This window comes from Noviherbaspirillum galbum, assembly GCF_010974945.1.
Taxonomy (GTDB): domain Bacteria; phylum Pseudomonadota; class Gammaproteobacteria; order Burkholderiales; family Burkholderiaceae_D; genus Noviherbaspirillum; species Noviherbaspirillum galbum.
Window position 1 is genome coordinate 56,357 of the sequence record NZ_JAAIVB010000078.1, and the last position, 20,049, is coordinate 76,405.

General features: G+C 63.3%; 17 protein-coding genes. 10 read left to right on the forward strand and 7 right to left on the reverse strand.

Going from position 1 to position 20,049, the window contains the following annotated elements; genetic code table 11:
• Positions 1-226: 226 nt before the first annotated feature.
• Positions 227-1,657, forward strand: coding sequence for a cytochrome ubiquinol oxidase subunit I (locus G3574_RS22940; protein WP_163967876.1), 1,431 nt, complete (start codon positions 227-229; stop codon positions 1,655-1,657).
• Positions 1,647-2,651, forward strand: a complete 1,005-nt coding sequence (cydB, locus tag G3574_RS22945; RefSeq protein ID WP_163967877.1) for a cytochrome d ubiquinol oxidase subunit II — start codon at positions 1,647-1,649, stop codon at positions 2,649-2,651. Before G3574_RS22940 ends, cydB begins: the two co-directional genes overlap by 11 nt.
• On the opposite strand, the gene G3574_RS22950 is transcribed toward cydB, so the two are convergent.
• From G3574_RS22950 to G3574_RS22965, 4 genes are all read right to left on the reverse strand, one after another.
• Positions 2,645-3,013 carry a hypothetical protein gene (locus G3574_RS22950; protein WP_163967878.1) on the reverse strand — a complete coding sequence of 123 codons (369 nt, stop codon included), beginning with the start codon at positions 3,011-3,013 and terminating at the stop codon, positions 2,645-2,647. The genes cydB and G3574_RS22950 overlap by 7 nt on opposite strands.
• Before the next feature lie 140 nt (positions 3,014-3,153).
• Positions 3,154-3,522, reverse strand: coding sequence for a PilZ domain-containing protein (locus G3574_RS22955; protein WP_163967879.1), 369 nt, complete (start codon positions 3,520-3,522; stop codon positions 3,154-3,156).
• Positions 3,523-3,742: 220 nt separating this feature from the next.
• Positions 3,743-3,928: a transposase gene (locus G3574_RS22960; protein ID WP_163967880.1), complete on the reverse strand. Its 186-nt coding sequence runs from the start codon at positions 3,926-3,928 to the stop codon at positions 3,743-3,745.
• Positions 3,929-4,105: 177 nt separating this feature from the next.
• Positions 4,106-6,469 (reverse strand): PAS domain S-box protein, encoded by a 2,364-nt coding sequence (locus G3574_RS22965; protein WP_163967881.1) that lies wholly within the window; start codon positions 6,467-6,469, stop codon positions 4,106-4,108.
• 301 nt (positions 6,470-6,770) lie between these two features.
• Between G3574_RS22965 and G3574_RS22970 the strand changes: the two genes are divergently transcribed.
• From G3574_RS22970 to G3574_RS23005, 8 genes are all read left to right on the forward strand, one after another.
• The gene (locus G3574_RS22970) at positions 6,771-7,124 is read left to right on the forward strand and encodes a chemotaxis protein (RefSeq protein WP_163967882.1); all 354 of its coding nucleotides are present in this window, start codon (positions 6,771-6,773) and stop codon (positions 7,122-7,124) included.
• Between the two features lie 315 nt (positions 7,125-7,439).
• Positions 7,440-9,992: a bifunctional diguanylate cyclase/phosphodiesterase gene (locus G3574_RS22975; RefSeq protein ID WP_163967883.1), complete on the forward strand. Its 2,553-nt coding sequence runs from the start codon at positions 7,440-7,442 to the stop codon at positions 9,990-9,992.
• A 347-nt stretch (positions 9,993-10,339) separates the two neighbouring features.
• Complete coding sequence (locus G3574_RS22980) at positions 10,340-12,982, forward strand: bifunctional diguanylate cyclase/phosphodiesterase (RefSeq protein WP_163967884.1); 2,643 nt, start codon at positions 10,340-10,342, stop codon at positions 12,980-12,982.
• Between the two features lie 65 nt (positions 12,983-13,047).
• On the forward strand, positions 13,048-13,923 hold the full coding sequence (locus G3574_RS22985) for a D-hexose-6-phosphate mutarotase (protein WP_163967885.1): 876 nt from the start codon (positions 13,048-13,050) through the stop codon (positions 13,921-13,923).
• Positions 13,924-13,932: 9 nt separating this feature from the next.
• On the forward strand, positions 13,933-14,358 hold the full coding sequence (locus tag G3574_RS22990; protein ID WP_163967886.1) for a DUF7684 family protein: 426 nt from the start codon (positions 13,933-13,935) through the stop codon (positions 14,356-14,358).
• Between the two features lie 39 nt (positions 14,359-14,397).
• The gene (locus G3574_RS22995; RefSeq protein WP_163967887.1) at positions 14,398-14,865 is read left to right on the forward strand and encodes an SRPBCC family protein; all 468 of its coding nucleotides are present in this window, start codon (positions 14,398-14,400) and stop codon (positions 14,863-14,865) included.
• A 339-nt stretch (positions 14,866-15,204) separates the two neighbouring features.
• Entirely contained in the window at positions 15,205-16,371 is a 1,167-nt protein-coding gene (locus G3574_RS23000) for a GGDEF domain-containing protein (protein ID WP_163967888.1), read from the forward strand.
• A 108-nt stretch (positions 16,372-16,479) separates the two neighbouring features.
• The gene (locus G3574_RS23005) at positions 16,480-16,932 is read left to right on the forward strand and encodes a hypothetical protein (RefSeq protein ID WP_163967889.1); all 453 of its coding nucleotides are present in this window, start codon (positions 16,480-16,482) and stop codon (positions 16,930-16,932) included.
• A 34-nt stretch (positions 16,933-16,966) separates the two neighbouring features.
• Here the strand turns inward: G3574_RS23005 and G3574_RS23010 are convergent, their stop codons facing one another.
• From G3574_RS23010 to G3574_RS23020, 3 genes are read right to left on the reverse strand one after another with little or no spacing between them, the layout of a single operon-like run.
• On the reverse strand, positions 16,967-17,539 hold the full coding sequence (locus G3574_RS23010; protein WP_163967890.1) for a flavin reductase family protein: 573 nt from the start codon (positions 17,537-17,539) through the stop codon (positions 16,967-16,969).
• A 15-nt stretch (positions 17,540-17,554) separates the two neighbouring features.
• The gene (locus tag G3574_RS23015) at positions 17,555-18,940 is read right to left on the reverse strand and encodes a hypothetical protein (protein WP_163967891.1); all 1,386 of its coding nucleotides are present in this window, start codon (positions 18,938-18,940) and stop codon (positions 17,555-17,557) included.
• A gap of 51 nt (positions 18,941-18,991) precedes the next feature.
• On the reverse strand, positions 18,992-20,026 hold the full coding sequence (locus tag G3574_RS23020; RefSeq protein ID WP_163967892.1) for an RNA methyltransferase: 1,035 nt from the start codon (positions 20,024-20,026) through the stop codon (positions 18,992-18,994).
• Positions 20,027-20,049 lie beyond the last annotated feature (23 nt).

A 20,049-nucleotide genomic window follows, 5' to 3' on the forward strand; every position in this document is an offset into this window, starting at 1 on the left:
CGATGTCGGATCATCAATCCAAACCAAAGTTCGCTGCCATGCAGTTAATTCGCCGCCCTGTGGCTGACCAGGAAGATTGAGATGAATTAAGCTTCCCGCGGGCCAGCGCTTGAACCTGAGCTCGGCTGGCAAACTCATACATGCGAGTTCCCAACATCGGCGCGGCGGCAGGCATTTCCTTTCCTCATGAGCAGCCGTCCTTGCGCAACAAGAAGAAAGGCGCAACATGGATGCATTGCTGCTCTCGAGAATCCAGTTTGCCTGGGTGATCGCCTTTCACATCCTGCTTCCAGCCTTCACGGTCGGGCTTGCCTGCTATGTGGCAACGCTCGAGGTACGCTGGTGGATCACCAAGGACGACCGGGTACGCCGGCTTTCCGCCTTCTGGATCAAGATCTTCGCGATTTCCTTCGGCATGGGCGTCGTCTCCGGTATCGTCATGCCATTCCAGTTCGGCACCAACTGGAGCCGATTCTCGGATGGCGCCTCGACCGTGATCGGCTCGCTTCTCGCCTACGAGGTCATCACTGCCTTTTTCCTGGAAGCGGCTTTCCTCGGCGTGCTGCTGTTCGGACGCAAGCTCGTGCCGCAATGGGCGCACGCCTTGTCGGCCGTGCTGGTCGCGCTCGGCACGCTGATGTCATCGTTCTGGATTTTGGCGGTGAACAGCTGGATGCATACGCCGCGCGGCTACGAAGTGGTCGATGGCCGCTATTTCCCGGTCAGCATGATGGACGTCATCTTCACGCCCTCGTTTCCTTACCGGCTGACGCATACGGTCAGCGCCTTCCTGATCACGACCGCGTTCGTCATCCTCGGCGTCGGCGCGCATTACCTGAGGCAGGGAAAGTTTCCCGACGAGAGCAAGATCATGGTGCGCATGTCGCTCGCCTTCCTCGCATTCATGGTGCCATTCCAGATTGCGGCCGGCGACATGCATGGCCTCAATACGCTGGAACATCAGCCGGCGAAGGTCGCCGCCATGGAGGGATTGTGGGAAACGCAGCGCGGCGTGCCTGCATCCATTTTCGCGATTCCCGACGAAGCGGCGGAGACCAACCATTTCGAAATCGCGATTCCCAAGCTCGCCAGCATCTACCTGACGCATGACATCAATGGCGAGGTCAAGGGGCTGAAGGCGTTTCCGCGCGAAGACAGGCCGCCGGTGGCAATCGTGTACTTTGCCTTTCGCATCATGGTCGGCATCGGCCTGCTGATGCTGGCAACGGTCGGGACCGGGCTGGTCTTGTGGAAGACCGGCAAGCTGTTTGAGAGCCGCTGGTACCTCAAGCTGTGCATGCTGGTGTCGCCGATCGGCTTCATCGCCGTGCTGGCCGGCTGGACGACCACGGAAGTCGGCCGCCAGCCCTGGGTCATCTATGGCCTCATGCGCACTCGCGACGGCGTCACGCCGTCGCTGACGACGCTAGACGTGGGCATCTCGCTGGCGGCCTACATGCTGAGCTATCTCGTCATCTTCGGCGGCGGCTTCATCCTGCTGCGCCGCCTGGTGCGGATCGGGCCGCCGACCGGCAGCGAGGACGAGGCGCATGAAGCGCCCGCGCACGCCAAGCGCCCCTTGTCCGCCGTCACCGATCATGACGAGAATGTGAACGTTCCTATCGCTCGCGGACTGGGAGAACGCCATGACGCTTGATCTCGTGCCGCTCTGGGCCTGCATCCTGTCGCTCGCCGTCCTGATGTACGTCCTGCTGGATGGCTTCGACCTTGGCGTCGGCATCCTGTTTTTCCTGCGGCGTCACGACGAAGACCGCGACCTGATGGTGGCCTCGGTCGCACCCATCTGGGACTTCAATGAAACCTGGCTCATCCTCGGCAGCGGAGGCTTGCTGGCCGTGTTTCCGCTGGCGTTTTCGATCGTCATGCCCGCGGTTTACTTTCCGGTGCTGCTGATGCTGCTCGGCTTGCTGTTCCGCGGCGTCGCCTTCGAATTCCGCGACGCGCCCGCCGCGCGCAAGCACTTGTGGAACGGGGCCTTCGCCTATGGCTCACTGGTCGCCACGTTCGCACAAGGCGTGGTGCTCGGCAACTTCATCCATGGCTTCCCGGTGAATGGCCGGGTCTATGCGGGCACGAGCTGGGATTGGTTTTCTCCATTCCCGCTGCTGACCGGCCTGGGCCTGATCGTCGGCTACAGCCTGCTTGGCGCAACCTGGCTGGTGATGAAGACCGAGGGAGACTTGCAGCAATGGGCGCGCGGCATGTCGCGGTGGCTGCTGCTCGGCCTGCTTGCCTTCATCTTGATGGTCAGCGTATGGACCCCGATCAGGGAAGCGCGGATCGCGGCGCGCTGGTTCAGCTTTCCCAACCTGCTGATCTTTTCCCCCGTTCCCATCCTGACGGCCGCGCTGGCCTTCCTGCTGTGGCGATCCCTGAACCAGGGCCGCGAGGTAAGGCCGTTTCTCTGCGCGATGGGCCTGTTCTTTTTGTCTTATACCGGCCTCATCATTTCGCTCTGGCCTTATGTCGCGCCGCCTGCCATCACCTTGTGGGACGCGGCAACCGCGCCGATGTCGCAGCAGTTCCTGATGGTGGGAACGATGTTCCTGTTGCCCGTGATCCTGCTCTATGTGTTCTGGTCCTACTGGGTATTCCGCGGCAAGGTGCGTGCCGGGATGAGCTATCACTGATTGCGCCGGCCGGCGGCCGGCTGATCCGGCGCGCCATCGGCCCGGCCCGTGCGTTCCATGTTCAGGTCTTCCTCGGTGGCGAGGTATTCCTGGTCTGCGGCGATCTGCGCTTCCTCGGGGAGACTTTCATGCCGTCGCGCGCGTTCGAGCAGCACGTTGACGTTTTCGATCTTGCGCTCCACCGTTTCGCTCAGGGTGCGCGCGTTCAAGGGCGAGGGCAGCATGAACTCGCAATCGCGCGCCGCCGCAACGAGCGGATCGTCGACGCCGAGGGGCGCATCGTTTCCCGTTCCAGAACGGCGCAGGTCGTTGAGCAGTTGATGCAGGCGGGATGAGAGCGACTCCAGGTCCTTGACGTGCATGGCTAATCCTTCTCGATGCTGGTCAAGTTCTGACAACGTGGGCGCCGCCGGGTTTCCCGCGGCCCAGGACACGCCTCAATACACCGTTAAAGATACGGCTAAAGACATGGCCCGGCGCGGGTCCCGGGATCGGGAAAGCCTCAGGCCGCGCAGAGCTGCTGCAGGCACATGCGGCTCATGGAATCGTAGTCGCGGTGTTCGATGCCGATGCGGAAGCCGTCCGGCACGGGGCAACAATAAACCACCTTGCCCCAGACGTTGATGCGGCGGTTGCGGAAGTCGACGTGGGTTTCCATCGCCAGGACGCAGCTGTTTCCCACGGGGATGGGCTGCCGGACGACGGCGGCGATGCCGCCGGCGGAGATGTCCATGGTGCGGCATTCCATTGGAGCGCTCCCCTGTACCAAAATCTTGGCGGACTGCTCGAATTCTTTTCTCGGATACCGCCTGAGCTCGTGGGGAAGCTGAGCCAGCGGTGTCATCTTTACATCCATCAGTGCGATTCTCATAGCCGCGCCATAGGTTGACTTGCCGCCGCAAATTGTTGCGGCGCAGAAATCATACCTGAACTGATGGAAATATTCGAGCTTCAGCGACGCCTTGCCAACGAATTAGTCGTTCCCGAAAATGGCATGGCGCGAAATTGAAATCCGCCTCATCGGATGATGGTGGGTGTTTGTCCGAAAATGACACAGGCTTGCGCAACGATGGCGCATTCCCGCGTCCGTCCTACCGGATCTTCCCTTCGTGCCGCAGCCTTCCTTCGTGCTCGGCGAGGTGCTTCCTGAACCACTGGTTCAGCTTGCAGGTGGTGACCCCGAGCTCATGCGCAAGGTCACGGCAGTTCTTCTGGCCATGCAGCATTCTCTTCACGGCGACGGCGCGGAATTCCGCGGAATACTGTTTTCCTCGCATGCGACCTCCAGTCGTTCAATCATCCAGTCATCACGCGCCGCGATGGCGGCGCAATGGATGAAGTATCCCGGCGGCCCGCGTTAAGGGGTGTAGGGAACTTGCAAAAACTTGCAAAGCCGCAGGAATGCGGTCTAAAGGCACTTCTGGATGTCGCGCGGCTTCATCGCCGGCAGGGTCTTAGTCCGCGTCCGTGCTCTCCGAAGAAGCGATGTCGAGTATCACCTTCATCAGCTGCTGCACGTCCACCGGCTTCACGAAATGGTGCCGGAAACCCGCGGCCTTGGTCAGCGCGCGGTCATGCGATTGCCCGTATCCGGTGAGCGCCACGCATTCCATCCCGGGCAGCGCGGCATTCTTCCTTAGCCTGCTTGCGAGTTCGTACCCCGTCATGTCCGGCAGGCCGATGTCCAGGATGCAGAGCCGCGGCCTGTGGCTGCCGGCCAGCGCGAGCGCGCTGGCGCCATCTTCGCAAACCTTGACGTCATGCCCGAGCGCGGACAACAGCGTTCCCAGTGATTCACCCGCATCCCGGTTGTCATCCACGATCAGGATGCGAAGACGCTCGCCGGCGTCGGGCGTCATGGGTAGGTCATTCCTGTCCGCGGGAGGCTCCACCGGTATCAGAGGCAGGAGCACGATGAAGGTGCTGCCCCGGTTGCGCCCGGCGCTTTCGGCCTTCACCTGGCCGCCATGCAGCTGCACCATGCTTTTGACGAGGGCGAGCCCGATGCCGAGGCCGCCCTGGGAACGATCTGGCGTGCGCTCCGCCTGCGTGAAGAGATCGAAAAGATAAGGCATGAGCGCGGCGTCGATGCCGCAGCCGTTGTCGGTGACGCGGATTCGCGCCTGGCTTTCCGATACGTCGACCTGCAGGTTGATCTCGCCATGCTGGGGCGTGTACTTCGCCGCATTCGACAACAGGTTCACGATGACCTGGACCAGGCGTGTGTGATCGCCATGCACGTGAACGTTTTCTCCGAGCATGCGCACCGTGAGCGCATGGTGGCGCGAATCGATCAGGGGCCTTACCTGTTCGACCGCATGCGCCACCACGGCCTTGAGGTCGACGGTGTCACGGTCGAGTTCGACGAGCCCGCGCGTGACGCGCGACACATCCAGCAGGTCGTCCACCAGTTCCGTCATGTGCTTGACCTGGCGGTCGATGATGTCCACCGCCTGCTCCTTGCGCGCTCCATCGAGCTGCTGCATCCGCATCAGCTGCGTGGCCATGGCGATGGGCGCCAGCGGATTGCGCAGTTCATGCGCGAGCATCGCCAGGAATTCATCCTTGCGGCGGCTCGCTTCCTTGATCTCGCTTTCCGCCTTCACGCGCTCGGTGACGTCGATGTTCAATCCGCGTATCGCCACGGGCTGGCCCTGTTCGTCGCAGATGACCTTGCCCAGGGTTTCCAGCCAGATGAGCGCCCCGTTGTCTGGACGGATGCGGCGGTTGAGGATGCGAAACTGCCCCCGCGTTTCCCGCGCCTGATGGATGGCATCCAGCAGCAAGGGCGCATCTTCTGGATGAAAGTGCCTGCTCTGCTCGTGGAAATTGCCGGCCGTGTAGCCAAGGATGCTGGCGGCATTGGGAGAGTAATCGATATCGTCGCTGCGCAGGTCCCATTCCCAGACTACCATGCGCCCTGCATCGAGGCCCTCGAGCAGCTTTTCCTCGGACAGGCGCAACGCGCGTTCCGCCGCCTGCAGGGAGGACACGTCGGTATTCGTGCCGAACCATTGCGTCACCTGGCCGCGCTCATCCTTCAGCGGCGCGACGAGGGTGTAGAAAGGCCGATACAGGCCATCGTGACCGCGCAGCGGGAACGTCATTTCGAATGGCGCGCCGGACGCCAGGTGCTGCTTCCATTTGTCCAGGATCCGCGGCAATGCCGCGGGATCATGCACCTGCTGCCAGCCCCATCCCTCCATCTGGTCGGGCGTAGTACCGGTGTATGCGTACCAGCGATCGTTGTACCAATGGATCCAGCCGGTGGAATCGGCCATCCACGCTAGCTGGGGAATGGTGTTCGCAAGCTGCTTCAACCGGCTTTCGGACGCGAGCATCGCCTGCTCCGCCATCACCTGTTCCGTCACGTCGTCATGCACCAGCATCACTTCCTGCACCTCGCCCGACGTGTCCTTGATGGGATGGGCCGTCGCCCTTACCCACCTGGGAGGGCCGGGCATGCCTAGCTCGGCGGGATCGTACACGATGGTCGGCAGCGTCACCGACTCGCCGGCGAACGCGCGCCTGAGGATGGGCAGTATGCCCTTTGCTTCCAGCTGGGGGTCGGCCAGCATGTTGTAGTCGCCGTGGAGCACGTAGTCCTTGATGGACGGGACTTGCTGGTTGCCCCACATCCGTTCCCATGCGCGGTTGACCTGCAAGGTACGGCCATTCAGCGCGAGGAGCTGGACGCTGAACGGCGCCTGCTCGAAAAGCGTGCGGAAGCGGCTGTCGGCGTCCGGCTTGTCGGCGTCCGCTTTCACGGCATCTGGCTTGTCGGCGGCTGGAGGGCCGCCCGGAATCGGAACCATCATCAGGATATCGAGTAGGGACAACGCCGGGGGTAATTCGGGCACCGTATCGTATCCTTTTCCGGCAAGCGACGTATGAAAACCAGCGGCCGCGGCCTGCCCCGGAAATGATGGGCTTGGTGGCGCGAAATGTCCCGCCAGGATGGCCGCCTGACTTGCGGCGCCTGTCACATCGCCGCCACGATCAGCGTCTGCAAGGCACGGGCCCGCAACAAACTTGCGGAACCGGACTTATCTCCCGCGGCTTCGCCTGCTATTATCCAATGGAAACAATCCTGCAAGTCATCCAATCAGGGAGAGTCCGATGAACATCGATGAGGCTGTCGTCAAGGAAGGGGAACTGCGCGGCAAGCTGCTTGCCGCCATCGCCGCCCAACATCACCTGGATGGCAAATCCATCTCCAAGCTGGATGTGTGCATGCTTGGCAACTGGCTCCATGGCGAAGGCGAACGCAAATATCCATTCGTCAAAAGCTTCAAGCCTTGCGTCGAGGCGCATTCGGCATTCCACGCCGAGCTCGAGAAAGTCGTGCGCCAGATCAATCTTGGCGAATACGAACAAGCCAAAACAATGCTTGCTGGCGGAACGCCCGCCGCCAAGGCCTTCGTCGCTCTGGTGCAGGCAGTGGCGCAGGTCAAGAAGGACGCCCGCCTCTAGCATCGCCGTTTCCCGCAATTCCGTCGTTCCCGGATACCGGACAGGGCCTTTCCCGTTCGGCCCGCGTCGTGTTCCGCCCGCATCTGGCCAGGTCCGCGACGCCATGCGCTAACCGGCAGCAATGCAAATTCGTCGCGGCGGCGGAACTTGACAATTTTCCAAATACTCGAAGTTACAGAAACCAAAGACGTCTCCCGGCGAGAGATGGCGCACCGCCGCGCCGGCAGGAACGCAATCTCTCAAAGGCAAATGTGCCCAGGGTCGAACTCCTAGGCATGACCTCCCCGAGGCGCAAAGCCCCTTGCCATTTGAAGAATGAGCGACGCATCGTCAGATTGCGATCCTGACTCCGACTCGGAAACATCCGCGCCGCTGGATGAGACTGCGCCGTTTTTCCGCGCGGATTCGCTGACGGCCGGCAACCAGGGATCGCTCTTCTATCAACTTGCGGCGGAAGCGGCGCGGATCGGCACGTGGCAGCGCAACCTCAGCGATGACACCGTCACCATCTGCCCCGTCATGGCAACGATGCTCCAGATGGAACCGGCGTATCACGTCTTCACCCGAGCGGAGTGGCAAGGCTTCTACCGCCCCGAAGAACTCGATATCGTCGAAAAGCACCTTCGCCAGCATGCCGGATCCGGAGAACCCTTCAGCTACGAAAGCCGCGTCATTCTGCAGGGAGGCAAGGAAGTGTGGCTGCTCGTGCGGGGCATGATGATCAGGGATGATCAGGGCGAGCCGGTGCACATTGCCGGCGTATCGATCGATATCACCAGCCGGAAAATCGAGGCGGTTGCCATCGAGGCGGAGCACGAGCGCTTTCGCTTGCTGGCCGAATTGTGTCCGGATGCGATCCTGGTCATCTCGGAGGGACGCTACGTGTACGCCAACCGCGAGGCGGCCCGCCTGTTCGGCGTTGCCGCGCCCGCCAACCTGGTCGGCCGGCTTCCGGAAGAGTTCATCGATGCCAGGAGCCTGCGGGAAGTCAACGAACGCCTTTCGCGCGCGCACCAGGAAAAGCGCGGCAACCTTCCCGCCACCTGGACCGTGCACCGCAAGGATGGCACCCAGGTGCACGTGCAGGCGGTGTCGGCGAAGACCCGGTGGGCCGACAAGCCCGCGCTGGAGATGGTGGTGAGGGACGTCACCGCGGACCGTCTCGCCGCGCAGAACCTGCACCTGATGAGCGAGCGCCTCAAGCTGGCGATCGAAGGAACCGGCGAGGGCATCTGGGACTGGGACCCGAGCACCGGCAGCCATACCCTGTCGGGGGAGCTGAAGAAAATCCTCGGCTACGAAGAAGACGAGGTCATGGGCGCGGCGTTTGACTGGCGCGCCGTCACCCACCCCGACGACCAGGAGCGTGTTGCCGAAGCCATGCAAGCCTGCCTGCGCGGCGATGCGCCGGTGTATCAATGCGAATACCGCCTGCGGTCCCGGGATGGCAGGTGGAAATGGGTGCTGTCGCGCGGAGTCGTGGTGTCACGCGACGAGCAGCTTGTGCCGCGACTCGTCACTGGCATGATCCTCGACATCACGGCGAAGAAGGAATCGGACGAACTCATCTGGCGTCACGCCAACCTCGACGCCTTGACCGGCCTGCCCAACCGGCGCTATTTCCGCGAACAGCTCGACGCCGAGGTACGCATGGCCGCGCGGCATCGCCGCAAGATCGCCCTGCTTTTCCTCGATCTCGATGGTTTCAAGCAGGTCAACGACCTCCACGGACATGATGCGGGCGACCTGCTGCTGGTAGAAGCGGCGCGGCGGATCAAGCGATGCGTGCGCGCCACCGATATCGTGGCGCGGCTCGGCGGCGATGAATTCACCGTGCTGATCACCGCGCTGGATACGGAGAGCCACATCGAACCGGTGTGCCGCAAGATCCTCGACAGCATCGGCAAGCCGTTCACCATCGGCAACGACGTTTCCTACGTGACCGGAAGCATCGGGATCGCGCTCAGCCCCATGGATGCAAGCACGCCAGAGGACATGCTGCGCATGGCCGACAAGGCGATGTACGCCGCCAAGGCGAATGGCAAGAACCAGTTCAGCTACTTCACCGCCGAGATGGACACCCGCGCGCGCGAACGCCTTCGCCTGTGCAACGACCTCAGGAAGGCATTGGCGGAAGACCAGCTCTTCCTTTGCTACCAGCCGGTCGTCGCCCTCGCGGAGAAGCGCATCGTCAAGGCCGAGGCGCTGCTGCGCTGGCGCCATCCCCGCCTCGGCGTCATCGACCCGGGAACGTTCATCCCGCTGGCGGAAGAGTCGGGGCTCATGGGCCAGATCGGCAACTGGGTCTTCCAGGAAGTCGGCGCTTGCGCGAAACACTGGAGCGAACGGATCGGCGAGCCGTTCCAGATCGGCATCAACAAGTCGCCGGTGCAGTTCATGGCGCCCGACCCGGGCGCGCAATGGCTGGAATACCTGGAGCGTCTCGGCCTGTCCGGCAACAACATCATCATCGAAATCAGCGAAAGCCAGCTGCTGCAGCCCGCCAGCAAGGTCATCGATGCCCTGGAGACCTATCATCATGCCGGCATGCAGGTCGCGATCGACGACTTCGGCACCGGCTATTCGTCGATGAGCGTCCTGCAGAAATTCCATGTCGACTATCTCAAGATCGATCCTTCGTTCGTCCAGGACCTCGCCACCAACCATGACAACCGAACCATCGCGGAAACGATCATCGTCATGGCGCACAAGCTTGGCTTGAAGGTGATTGCGGAAGGCGTCGAAACGCAGGAACAGAGGGATTTCCTGACCGAGGCCGGCTGTGACTACGCGCAGGGATTCTACTTTTCCCATCCCGTGCAGAGCCATCAGCTCGATGCCTTGCTGACGCACCAGGTGTTGCATTGACGGACGATGCCGCTCGCGTCTTCCGGTTGCCGCCATGCCCTCCCGACCACCATCCGCCGCGCCGAGAAGACACAGCTCTCATGACCTGACTCAAGCTTGCATTGGATATGCCGCCGCACTCCCTTGCCGGCATGACAAAGTGGGGGCGCCCGTCGGAATGACCGTGGCAAGGCGTGGCGAGCCTATACTGTGGTTATCCTGAATTACATGCGGTGCCGGGAACATGGGCAATGGTGGCGTGGAGCAACGATGAGCATTGAAACCAGCAAGGTCTTGTCATGGATGCGCCCCGGGTTCTGAATCGTCCGCTGGAGCGCCTGGCGTCGATATTCGGCGGCAGGCGTTTCATGAAAAGGCAATGGGCCCTGCTGCTGTTCTGGCCCGTCAAGTCATTGATCCTCGCCGCCATCGGCTGGAACCTGCTCTTCGCCCACCTTGAAGACAAGCATCGCCTTGCGGAAGCCGAAGCGCTGCAGGAAGCGGAAGCCATCAGCCGGACCTTCGCCCGCCACGTTGACCACGCGCTCGAAGCGGTCGACCAGATCTCCCTGTACGTCAAGAATGGATGGGAGCTGACAGGCGGCAATTTCCGGCTCGACCAGATGGCCAAGGTCGTACCGATCGCAAGCAACACCGGGTTCTTCGTCACCATCGTCAATGCCTCGGGCGACATCGTCACGAGCAACATCCCCGACGCCCGCAAGACGAACGTTTCCCAACAGGACTTCTTCATGCATTCGCGTGCCGACCCCGAGCAGCTCTACATCGGCGTCGCGCGCATCGGCCTGTTTTCCGGCACGCCGGTCGTGCCTTTCTCGCGTGCCCTGAACGACAGGCAGGGACGTTTCGATGGCATCGTGCTTGTCTCGGTCATTCCTGAATATTTCATCTCCAGCTTCGATGAAGCCGCGCTGAAGAAGCGCGCCTTCCTGGGGATCATGAGCGCCGACCACAAGCTGCGCCTGGCGCGCATCGACAGGAAGGTATTTCTTCCCGATCGCAGCGATGCCGTCCTGAAGCGCTCGCTCTGGCTGCCGAGCGCGGAAGGGAACCAGCTGCTGAGTGGCAGGAGCTGGTTCGCGGATGACAGGTCGCGGTACCTCGGCTGGCAGAGCACGCCCAACTACGGGATGGTGACGCTGGCCGGCCTGGACCAGGAAGAAGCGCTGGAAGAATTCTTCAGCCAGCGCGACAACATGATACGGCAAGGCATATGGGCCACCGCCATCCTTGCCGTGCTGACGCTGACGGCCATGCTGGTGTCGCTGCACATCGTCTGGCGCCGCTACCAGGTGCAATCCATGCAGATGACCTACCGGACCGCGACAGAGGTAGGCGAGGACGGCTATCTCATTGCCCAGCCCATCTCGGACCAGAACGGCAAGACGGTGGACTTCACCGTCGTGGATTGCAACGAACGCGCGGCGGGCTTGCTCCGGTACCGGCGGCAAGACCTCGTCGGACAGAAGGTGTCCGCGCTCTACCAGGGAGAAGCAGGCGTGCGCACCATGCGCATGCTTTGCAAGGCGATGAAGGTAGGCTTCTACGAGGGCGAAACCGAGCTTGCCGAAATCGGCCTCGAAGGCGGCCCGAAATGGCTGCACATTCGCATCTCCCGCCCGGACAACGACCTGGCGATCACGCTGCGGGACATCACCGAGATCAAGTCCCACGTCGCCGAACTGGAACGCCGCGGCAACGAGGATGCGCTGACCGGACTGCCCAACCGCCATTGGCTCAATGCCTACCTGCCGCAGGCAGTCGAGCGCGCCGCGGGCGCCAACCGCATGCTCGGGCTGCTGTTCATCGACCTGGACGGCTTCAAGGCGGTCAACGACACGCTGGGGCACAAGGCCGGCGACGAGATCCTGCGCAACGCGGCGCACCGCCTGAAGGATGCGACCCGGCCGCAGGACCACGTGGTGCGCATCGGCGGCGACGAATTCCTGGTGATCCTCGAACGCATTGGCAGTGCCTTCGATGCCGCGCATGTCGCCGAGCGCATCATCGACGCCTTCGGCACCGCATTCCGCATCGAGCAAGGTGTACGCTCGATTGGCGCCTCGATCGGCATCAGCCTCTATCCGATCAATGGCGGCGACGCCAACACCCTGCTCAACAATGCCGACATCGCGATGTATTCCGTCAAGACTTCGAGCAAGGGCAGCTACCGCTTCTTCGATTCGGAGTACTCGGAGAACGTGCTTGCGCGCCATCGTCTCGAAGCGGAATTGCGCCACGCTCTGGAACAGGACCAGTTCGTGGTCTTCTACCAGCCGCGGGTGGAGATGGCGGGGGGAACGACGTCCAGCATGGAAGCCCTGGTGCGCTGGATGCATCCCACGCGCGGGCTTATCGAGCCGAACGAATTCATCCCGCTGGCGGAGGAAACCGGATTGATCGTCAAGCTGGGCTGGCAGGTGATGGAGAAGGTCTGTAGCCAGGTTGCCTTCTGGTCCGCGCAGGGGCGGCAGACGGTGCCGGTCTCCGTCAACGTCTCGGCACGGCAGTTCCAGGAGTCGGACGTCGCCGCGATCGTGCAGGATTGCCTGCAGCGCCATGCCATCGACCCTTCCCTCATCGAAATCGAACTCACCGAATCCTCGATGCTCGACGACAAGAGCAATGTCGTGGAAACGCTGCAACACATCCAGAAGATGGGCGTGAAGCTGCTGGTGGATGACTTCGGCACCGGCTATTCATCCCTGTCGCAACTGCAGCGCCTGGACTTCGACGTGATCAAGGTGGACCGCGCCTTCACCGCGGAACTCGACAACTCGCGTGAAGGAACGGCGCTCATCACGGCAATCATTACCATGGCGCATGCCCTCGGGATCCGCGTCGTGGCGGAGGGCGTGGAATCGCTCGAGCAGGTCGCCACCTTGCGCGCGCTCCATTGCGACGAGGTCCAGGGCTTCCTCATTTCCCGGCCGTTGCCGGCCGCTGAAATCCAGCCGATGCTGGGCCGCTGGCTCCTTCCGGTGACCTGAGCGGAGTTTGCTAGAATCCCGCGCAGACCCATGCCAGACGCCTTGCCTCGCCAACCGACGATCGAATGACAACGACAGACCACATCCATATCGGCTCCCTTCCAGCGGTTCGCTTGCGTGCCAGGGACGGTGCCCAAGCCACCGTCAGCCTGTTCGGCGCGCAGGTGCTTTCCTGGATCCCGGCCGGCGGAAAGGACCAACTCTTCCTCAGCAAACGCTCCGCCTTGGATGGCAGCAAGGCGATACGCGGCGGCATCCCGCTGATCTTCCCGCAATTCAGCGACCGCGGGCCAGGCACGCGGCACGGTTTCGCCCGACTCAGCCACTGGCGGCGGCTGCATGGCGATGTATCCGGCCGCGACGCAATGCCTTCGGCGCTTCCGCCGGGAAGCGGCATCGCCGAGTTCGGCCTGGAGCACGGCGATCCCCTTGGCGCGCCTTGGCCGCATCGCTTTTCCTTGCGCTTTCGCGTCGGCGTCGGCGCTGACCGGCTAGAACTCAGCCTGCAGGTCCGCAACGCCGGCGACAGCGTCTTCCGCTTCTCGGCGGCGCTGCATACCTATCACGGCGTGACGGACATCGACGGCGTCCGCGTCGACGGGCTGGGCGGCTGCACTTTCCTCGACCAGACCGATGGCGGCCGCGAGAAGACCCAGCATGAGGCCTTGCTGGCCTTGCGCGGCACGCAGGACCGGATCTATCCTGCGACGCCGGACCGGCTCGCGATGCGGGACGATGCCAGGGAGATCATCATGCACCAGACCGGGTTCACGGACACGGTCGTCTGGAATCCCGGGCCCGCCGCGGGATTGTCCGACATGGCGGACGAGGAGCATCGCCGCTTCGTCTGCATCGAACCCGCATGCATTACCCCCCTCGAGCTTGCGCCCGGTGCCACTTGGACCGGCTCGCACCTCCTGGTTTGCCAACCTTTACGCTGATCGTTTCCCATGCCCGGACCTTCGCGACGTTACTTTCCCCTGCTGCCCGGCCATCACCTGCCGGCGCTCTCGCCCGAACCCACCTTCAAGGCGGTGCTGATCGCGGATGCGGTCGCCGATGAACTCTGGATGTGGGACGCATGCCGCTGGCTCGCCGCGGCTGGATGCCGCTGCCTGATGACCTGGGGGACGGAGGCCGAGTCATGGCGGGAAGGCTTCGAGGAGGCGCACCTTGAACTCGTCGATCACGACGCGCTTGAAGGCGAGCAAGCCATCGTCGCCACCTCCCATCCGGACGACGAGCTCGAGGAGGTATTCTGGTACGCGAAGCACCGCGCGCGCCATCCCGTCATCGAATTGCCGCTCACCTATCTCTTCCACGTCAGCGCCTCGCCGCGGCGCGAGGAAATCGAAAGCCTGTATGATCGTGCCTGACCAACCGCTTCCCCGCCCATCCTTTGCGAAAGGCCAGACATGGATAGTTCCGGCACGCCGTTCGAGTTAATGCTCGAGCGCCTCATCGATGCTTCTCCCGAAAAACTCTATCGTGCCTGGACCGAACCGGACCTGCTGAAGGAATGGTTCACGCCGCGCCCATGGACGGTGTCCGTGGCCACGCTGGACGTCCGCCCCGGCGGGTCGAACCTCATCGTCATGCGCGGCCCCGAAGGCCAGGAATTTCCCAACCGGGGCGTTTATCTCGAAGTGGTGCCGAACCGCAAACTGGTCTTTACCGACGCCTTCGTTTCGGCCTGGGTGCCCTCGGCGAAGCCGTTCATGACAGCGACGATCACCTTCGACGAAGAAGGCGGCAAGACCCGTTATCGCGCGCGCGTCGGCCACTGGTCGGAGGAAGACCGCAAGCAGCATGAACAGATGGGATTCCACGAAGGCTGGGGCAAGGCGACGGACCAGCTGGTCGATCTGGTCTCTCGTCTCTGAGGCGCGGCGTCGCCAGGCAAGCATGGGTGCCTAAGGCGGGCGAAAGACGTGATCAAATTGCTAACGCCACCTGATCAACATCAAGCTTTGTCCGAGATGTGTTGTTTCCAAACGTAAAGTTTTTACCCGTGCAGTAGAATCTTTGCCAGAGCGCCGATTTTGCCTTGCGCCCGCCAACGCCGAACGCAGGGATCGGCGGCGGCGCCCTCGAGGCCATCGTTCCGTTCGCCGGAAAGCATGCAACAAGAAATAGAAAAAACTTCGAATTCACGTTGATCGGGCAAGTCAGGGTGCCCGGCATCGACCACAGAGCGTACCTTGGCTTGGGGAGACAAGGCGATGGGATTACGTCAGTCCCTGGTGTACCAGCGGCGATTTCCATTGATTCGTCTCCTGCTGCCGCAGGCGCTCCTCGAGCGTCCGTCGGACATGACGCGCGCCGAAAACATGGTCACCGCCATGCTGCTTGCCCTCGCGGTCCTGCCTTTCTACGGCGCAGTCTATGCTTTCCTGACGGACCACGCCACCGCCCGCATATGCTATTTCGGCGCCTTCTGCGTCGCCATCTGCGCGGCCCTGTTGCGGGCGACGGCGAACCTGAGCGTGGTGCGCGAGTGCTTCGTGGGCGGCATCTTCGTTCTCCTCGTGGGCATCATCTACCGGACGGGCGGCATCGTTTCTCCCGCGGTGCTCTGGCTCGGCGTTTGCTCCATCATCGGCTCGGCCGCCGGCGGGGCGAAGGCGGGGTGGCGGTGGACCGCGACCTCGCTGGTGGTCGTTCCCCTGATCTACGCAGCCGACCTCGCCGGCGTCTTCCCCCAGCCAGTCGTGCGCGACATGCGCGCTCTCAATTTCATCTCCATCATGAGCTTCACCTTGCTGGTGGCGGTTTTCCTGGTGATCTACGAGCGCATCAATTCTTCCGCCATCCGCAAGCTGGACCATGCGCTCGGACTGATCCGCACGCTCGCCATCCACGACGAACTGACCGGCATCGTGAACCGGCGCGAGGTATTGCGCTTCGCCGCCCAGGAAATGATGCGATCCACCCGCAGCGCCACCCCGTTCTGCCTCTGCCTGATCGACGTCGACCACTTCAAGCGCATCAACGACATGCACGGCCATCCGGTGGGCGACGAAGTGCTTCGGCGGATTGCCGGCAAGATCAAGGAAGACATACGGGCGACCGACTGTTTCGGCCGCTACGGCGGAGAAGAATTCCTGCTGATCCTGACGGATACCGACCTGACCGGCGGCGCCGAATTCGTGGAGCGCATCCGCCAGTCGGTCTCGACGCTTCACCTGACGGAGCTTGGCGGGAACACGGTCACGATCTCGGTCGGCATCGCCCAGCACCGGCAACAGGAAAACCTTGATCAGATCTTGTCGCGCGCCGACAAGGCGCTGTATGCCGCAAAGGCCGGGGGCCGCAACCAGATCGTGCTCGCCGACCTGGCCGCATTCAAGGATGCCCGCAAAGCCGACACGGTGGCCCAGATCGCCTAGATGCGGTCCCGTCACGACAGGCGCCGGGGTCGTTACCATCGCTTACAGACAAGCCGCCGATCCCGCCCTAAGGTAGAGAGGCTGATGACCATTTGATCAACGCTTGTCATGAAAAACGCCTCTTTCCTGATCGCCTGCCTTGCCTGCGCATCCGCGTGGGCCAGCACCCAGCCGGCGGCATACCCGGCTTCCCCGACATCCCCGTCCGCCGCGCCATCAGGAACATCGTTACCGTCGTTCGACGAACGCGCCGTGCATGCCCGCTCGGCGGAGGGCGATGAGCGCTACCATCCCTACCCTGCCAGCATGCTCAAGCAAGCCGGCCCGCAGATCGCCCGCCTGATACGCCGCTGCGGCGCGTCCGCGCCCAACGTGAAACCCTTCGCGCTGGTGGCGGACATCGATGCGCATGGCCATGCGCAAAACATCCTTGCCAAGCCGGAGCATGCCAGCGCGCGCTGCTTCGCAAAGGGGTTCGGTTCGCTGACTTACCTGAAGCCGCCGGTCGGCGACGGGCAGGAAACGTTTCCGGTGATGGTGCGCGTCGGTCACCTGCACTAAGTTTTCAGCGCCCGCATTCCGCCGCCAGGCATCATCATTCCCCGGGCTTGCGCGCCTCGAATCCTTCACCCGTCTCAAAGAAGTTGCCGCCCGCGACGTAATGGATGCTGCGCGGACTGCCTGCCTCGAACACCCAGTGCCCGTCGCGGAATGCGCGGGAATCGGCATGGGCAGCCACCACCTCGCCAAGGAAAAGATCGTAGCTTTGCTGGATGTGTGGTTCATCAATGACGCGGCACTCGAGCCAGCCGAGGCAACCCTCGAGCAAGGGCGCGCCGGTCAGAGTGCCGGGAAAGACTTGCCATCCCAGCTGGTCGATCTTGTCGCCGTCCCTGCCTGAGGTCGAACCGGACGCAAGCGTCTCCGCCGCCTGCCGGCGCGAAGGCACGTTCAGGGAAAATTCGCCAGAAGCCTCGACCAGCTTGCGGGTGTGGGTGTTCTTGTCGATCACCACCGCGACCTTGGGCGGCATGAAATCCAGCGGCATCGACCAGGCTGCCGCCATGACGTTCGATACGCCACCATGCGCGCAGGTGACGAGCACGGTTGGCCCGTGATTGAGCAACCGGTAGGCCTTGGCCAGGGGAACGGGCAATCGGTGGTTCATGGTAACGCTTTCCTTTCAGGCGGTGAGGCCGATCCATGCGGCCAGCACCGCGCACAGCAGCAAGGCGCTGCACAGGGCATAGCCCGAGTTCTTGCGCAGGCTGATGTCGTACAGCCCGACGCGGGCATAACGGCTCGCCGTCAGCGACACCACCGAAAACGGCGTGACGCTCGCCGACAGTCCCCAGCCCGCGAGGATGGCCGCCATGTGCGCGATCGGCGGCAAGCCGAGCACATCCGGCGTGAGGGTAGAGGCGAGGAACACCGCCGACAGCATGGGATGAATGCCGGCGAGCGCTGCCAGCATGATCGCGAAAACAAGGAAGGCAAGGCCCCAGAAGGGATGGCCGCCGAGCAGCGCGGCGATCGCGCCGGTCCAGGAGGCGGGAAACGAATCGGCCATGAGGCTGCCCGCCACGCCGGCCGAGAGGAACAGCATGGCCTCGCTGGCGAGCGCCGGATACAGGCGCATGCTGTCCGCCGTGCCGCGCATGCCGGCCCGCAGGCGGCTGCCCGGCGACCCCGACAGCGCATGGAAGGCCATGGACACGCATGGCCCCATGATGATGATCGCGGCGGAAATGATGACATGCAAGGTACGGCTGACCAGCAGCACCACGCCAAGGAATCCGAGCAGCACGCCCATCACCGGCACGGCCAGGAAAAACAATTCCTTGCCGCTGGTGGTCGTGGGCCGTTCGTCCGCCCCGTTTGCTGAGCCTTCCTGCGGCGGAAGCGGCGTCATCAGCAGCCCGACGATCAGCGTCAGCTGGCCCACCGCGAGGCCCGCCGGGAACACCTCGATCCAATGCAGCGATGGATACAGCGCCAGCAGGATCGCCATGTTGCCGAACACCGGGCTCCAGCAGCTCGCCGCCGCGAAGCCGCGCATGATGGACACCACCGACGCCGTCCGCATGCCGCTGCTTTCCTCGTCGGGCGGCGCGGCCATCACGAACATCAGGTTGGCGCCGGCCAGCCCGAGGATGCCGGAAAAGAACTGGCTCGCCGCCGCGAAGGCCGTCAGGCGCGCCTTGCCCTGCCGTTCGCGCAAGGCCGCGCCTATCATCTGGATGCGCCGGCTTTGCACCGCGCAGCGCGCGATCAGGAGCACGCTCGACGTCAATGACACGAGCATCCCGGCAATGAACACGCCGCGCTGGAGCGCGGCAACCGGGTCCTTGGCAAACGGGAACACGGCGGCGCCCGCCAGCAGCAGGACGGCAGCCGTATTGCGCAGCTTGCGGTTGACGTTGCCGAACCCCGACGTAATCAGCAGCGCCATCGCGGCCAGCGTCAGCAGGTAGAGCCAGCCCGGCCCGCCGAAGACGCGCGCCAGGGTGGTGGCAATGAGGGTCATGACGGCGGCGATCGCCGCGGCAACGGTCGGGCCGCCGTTCATGCGAGCAATGAAGTGAAGTGAAAGACCATGCGAACGAAGTTTGGCAGGCGCTCAGGCCCGGTGGATGGCGATGGGCCGCGGCGCAGCCGGGCCAAGGGCGCGTGCCCTCAGTTGCCCGCAGCCGCCGTCGACTTCCTGGGCTGCCGAATCGCGCAGCTTCGCCAGGATGCCGCGTCGGTGCAGGATGCGGATCATTTCGCGGGCATGCTCGTCCGGCGGCCGGGAGAACGGCAAGCCATCGACCGCGTTGTAGGGAATGATGTTCATGATGGCATGGCGTCCCTTGAGCAGGCGGACGATGCCATCGAGTTCTTCTTCACCGTCGTTGATGCCGTCCAGCAGCGTCCATTGGTACTGCACCGGATACATGGTCTTGCGGGCGTATTCCTCCGCCAGCTCGACCAGGTCTTCGATGGCGATGCGCGGCGCGCGCGGCAGGAGACGTTCGCGCAGGTCCTGCCGCGTGGTATGCAGGGAAAGCGCGAGCGCGGGCTTGACGGTCCCGAGCGGCAGTTGCTCGAAGACGCGGGGGTCGCCGACCGTGGAAAAGACCAGGTTCTTGTGCCCGAGATTGCCTTCGGTGCCCAGCAAGTCGATCGCTTCCATGACATTCTGCAGGTTGTGCGATGGCTCGCCCATGCCCATGAAGACGACCTTCTTGACCGTACGGATGGAGCGTGCCAGCGCGACCTGCCCGACGATCTCCCCGCTGGTAAGCTGGCGCAGCAGGCCGTCGCGGCCAGTCATGCAGAACTGGCAGCCGACGGCGCAGCCCACCTGGCTCGACACGCACAGCCCATCGCGCGGCAGGAGGACGCTTTCCACGGTCTGTCCGTCGGCCAGGCCGACCAGCAGGCGCGCCGACCCATCCGGCGTGGCGTGGCTGGATACCAGGCGCACGAGATTGCGCAGGCCGGCATCGAATTCGCCGAGGCCCTCCCGCAGGCTCAGCGGCAGGTAATCTTCGGCTTTGCGGCGGCCGCTGCTCCTTGAACGGACCTGCAGCCAGTCGCGCAGGATGCGCTGCTCGTGTTCCGGCTTGGCGCCGAGAGCGCGCAATTGTTCACGGATGGCGTGGATGTGCATGAAACCTGGATGTTCTGATGATG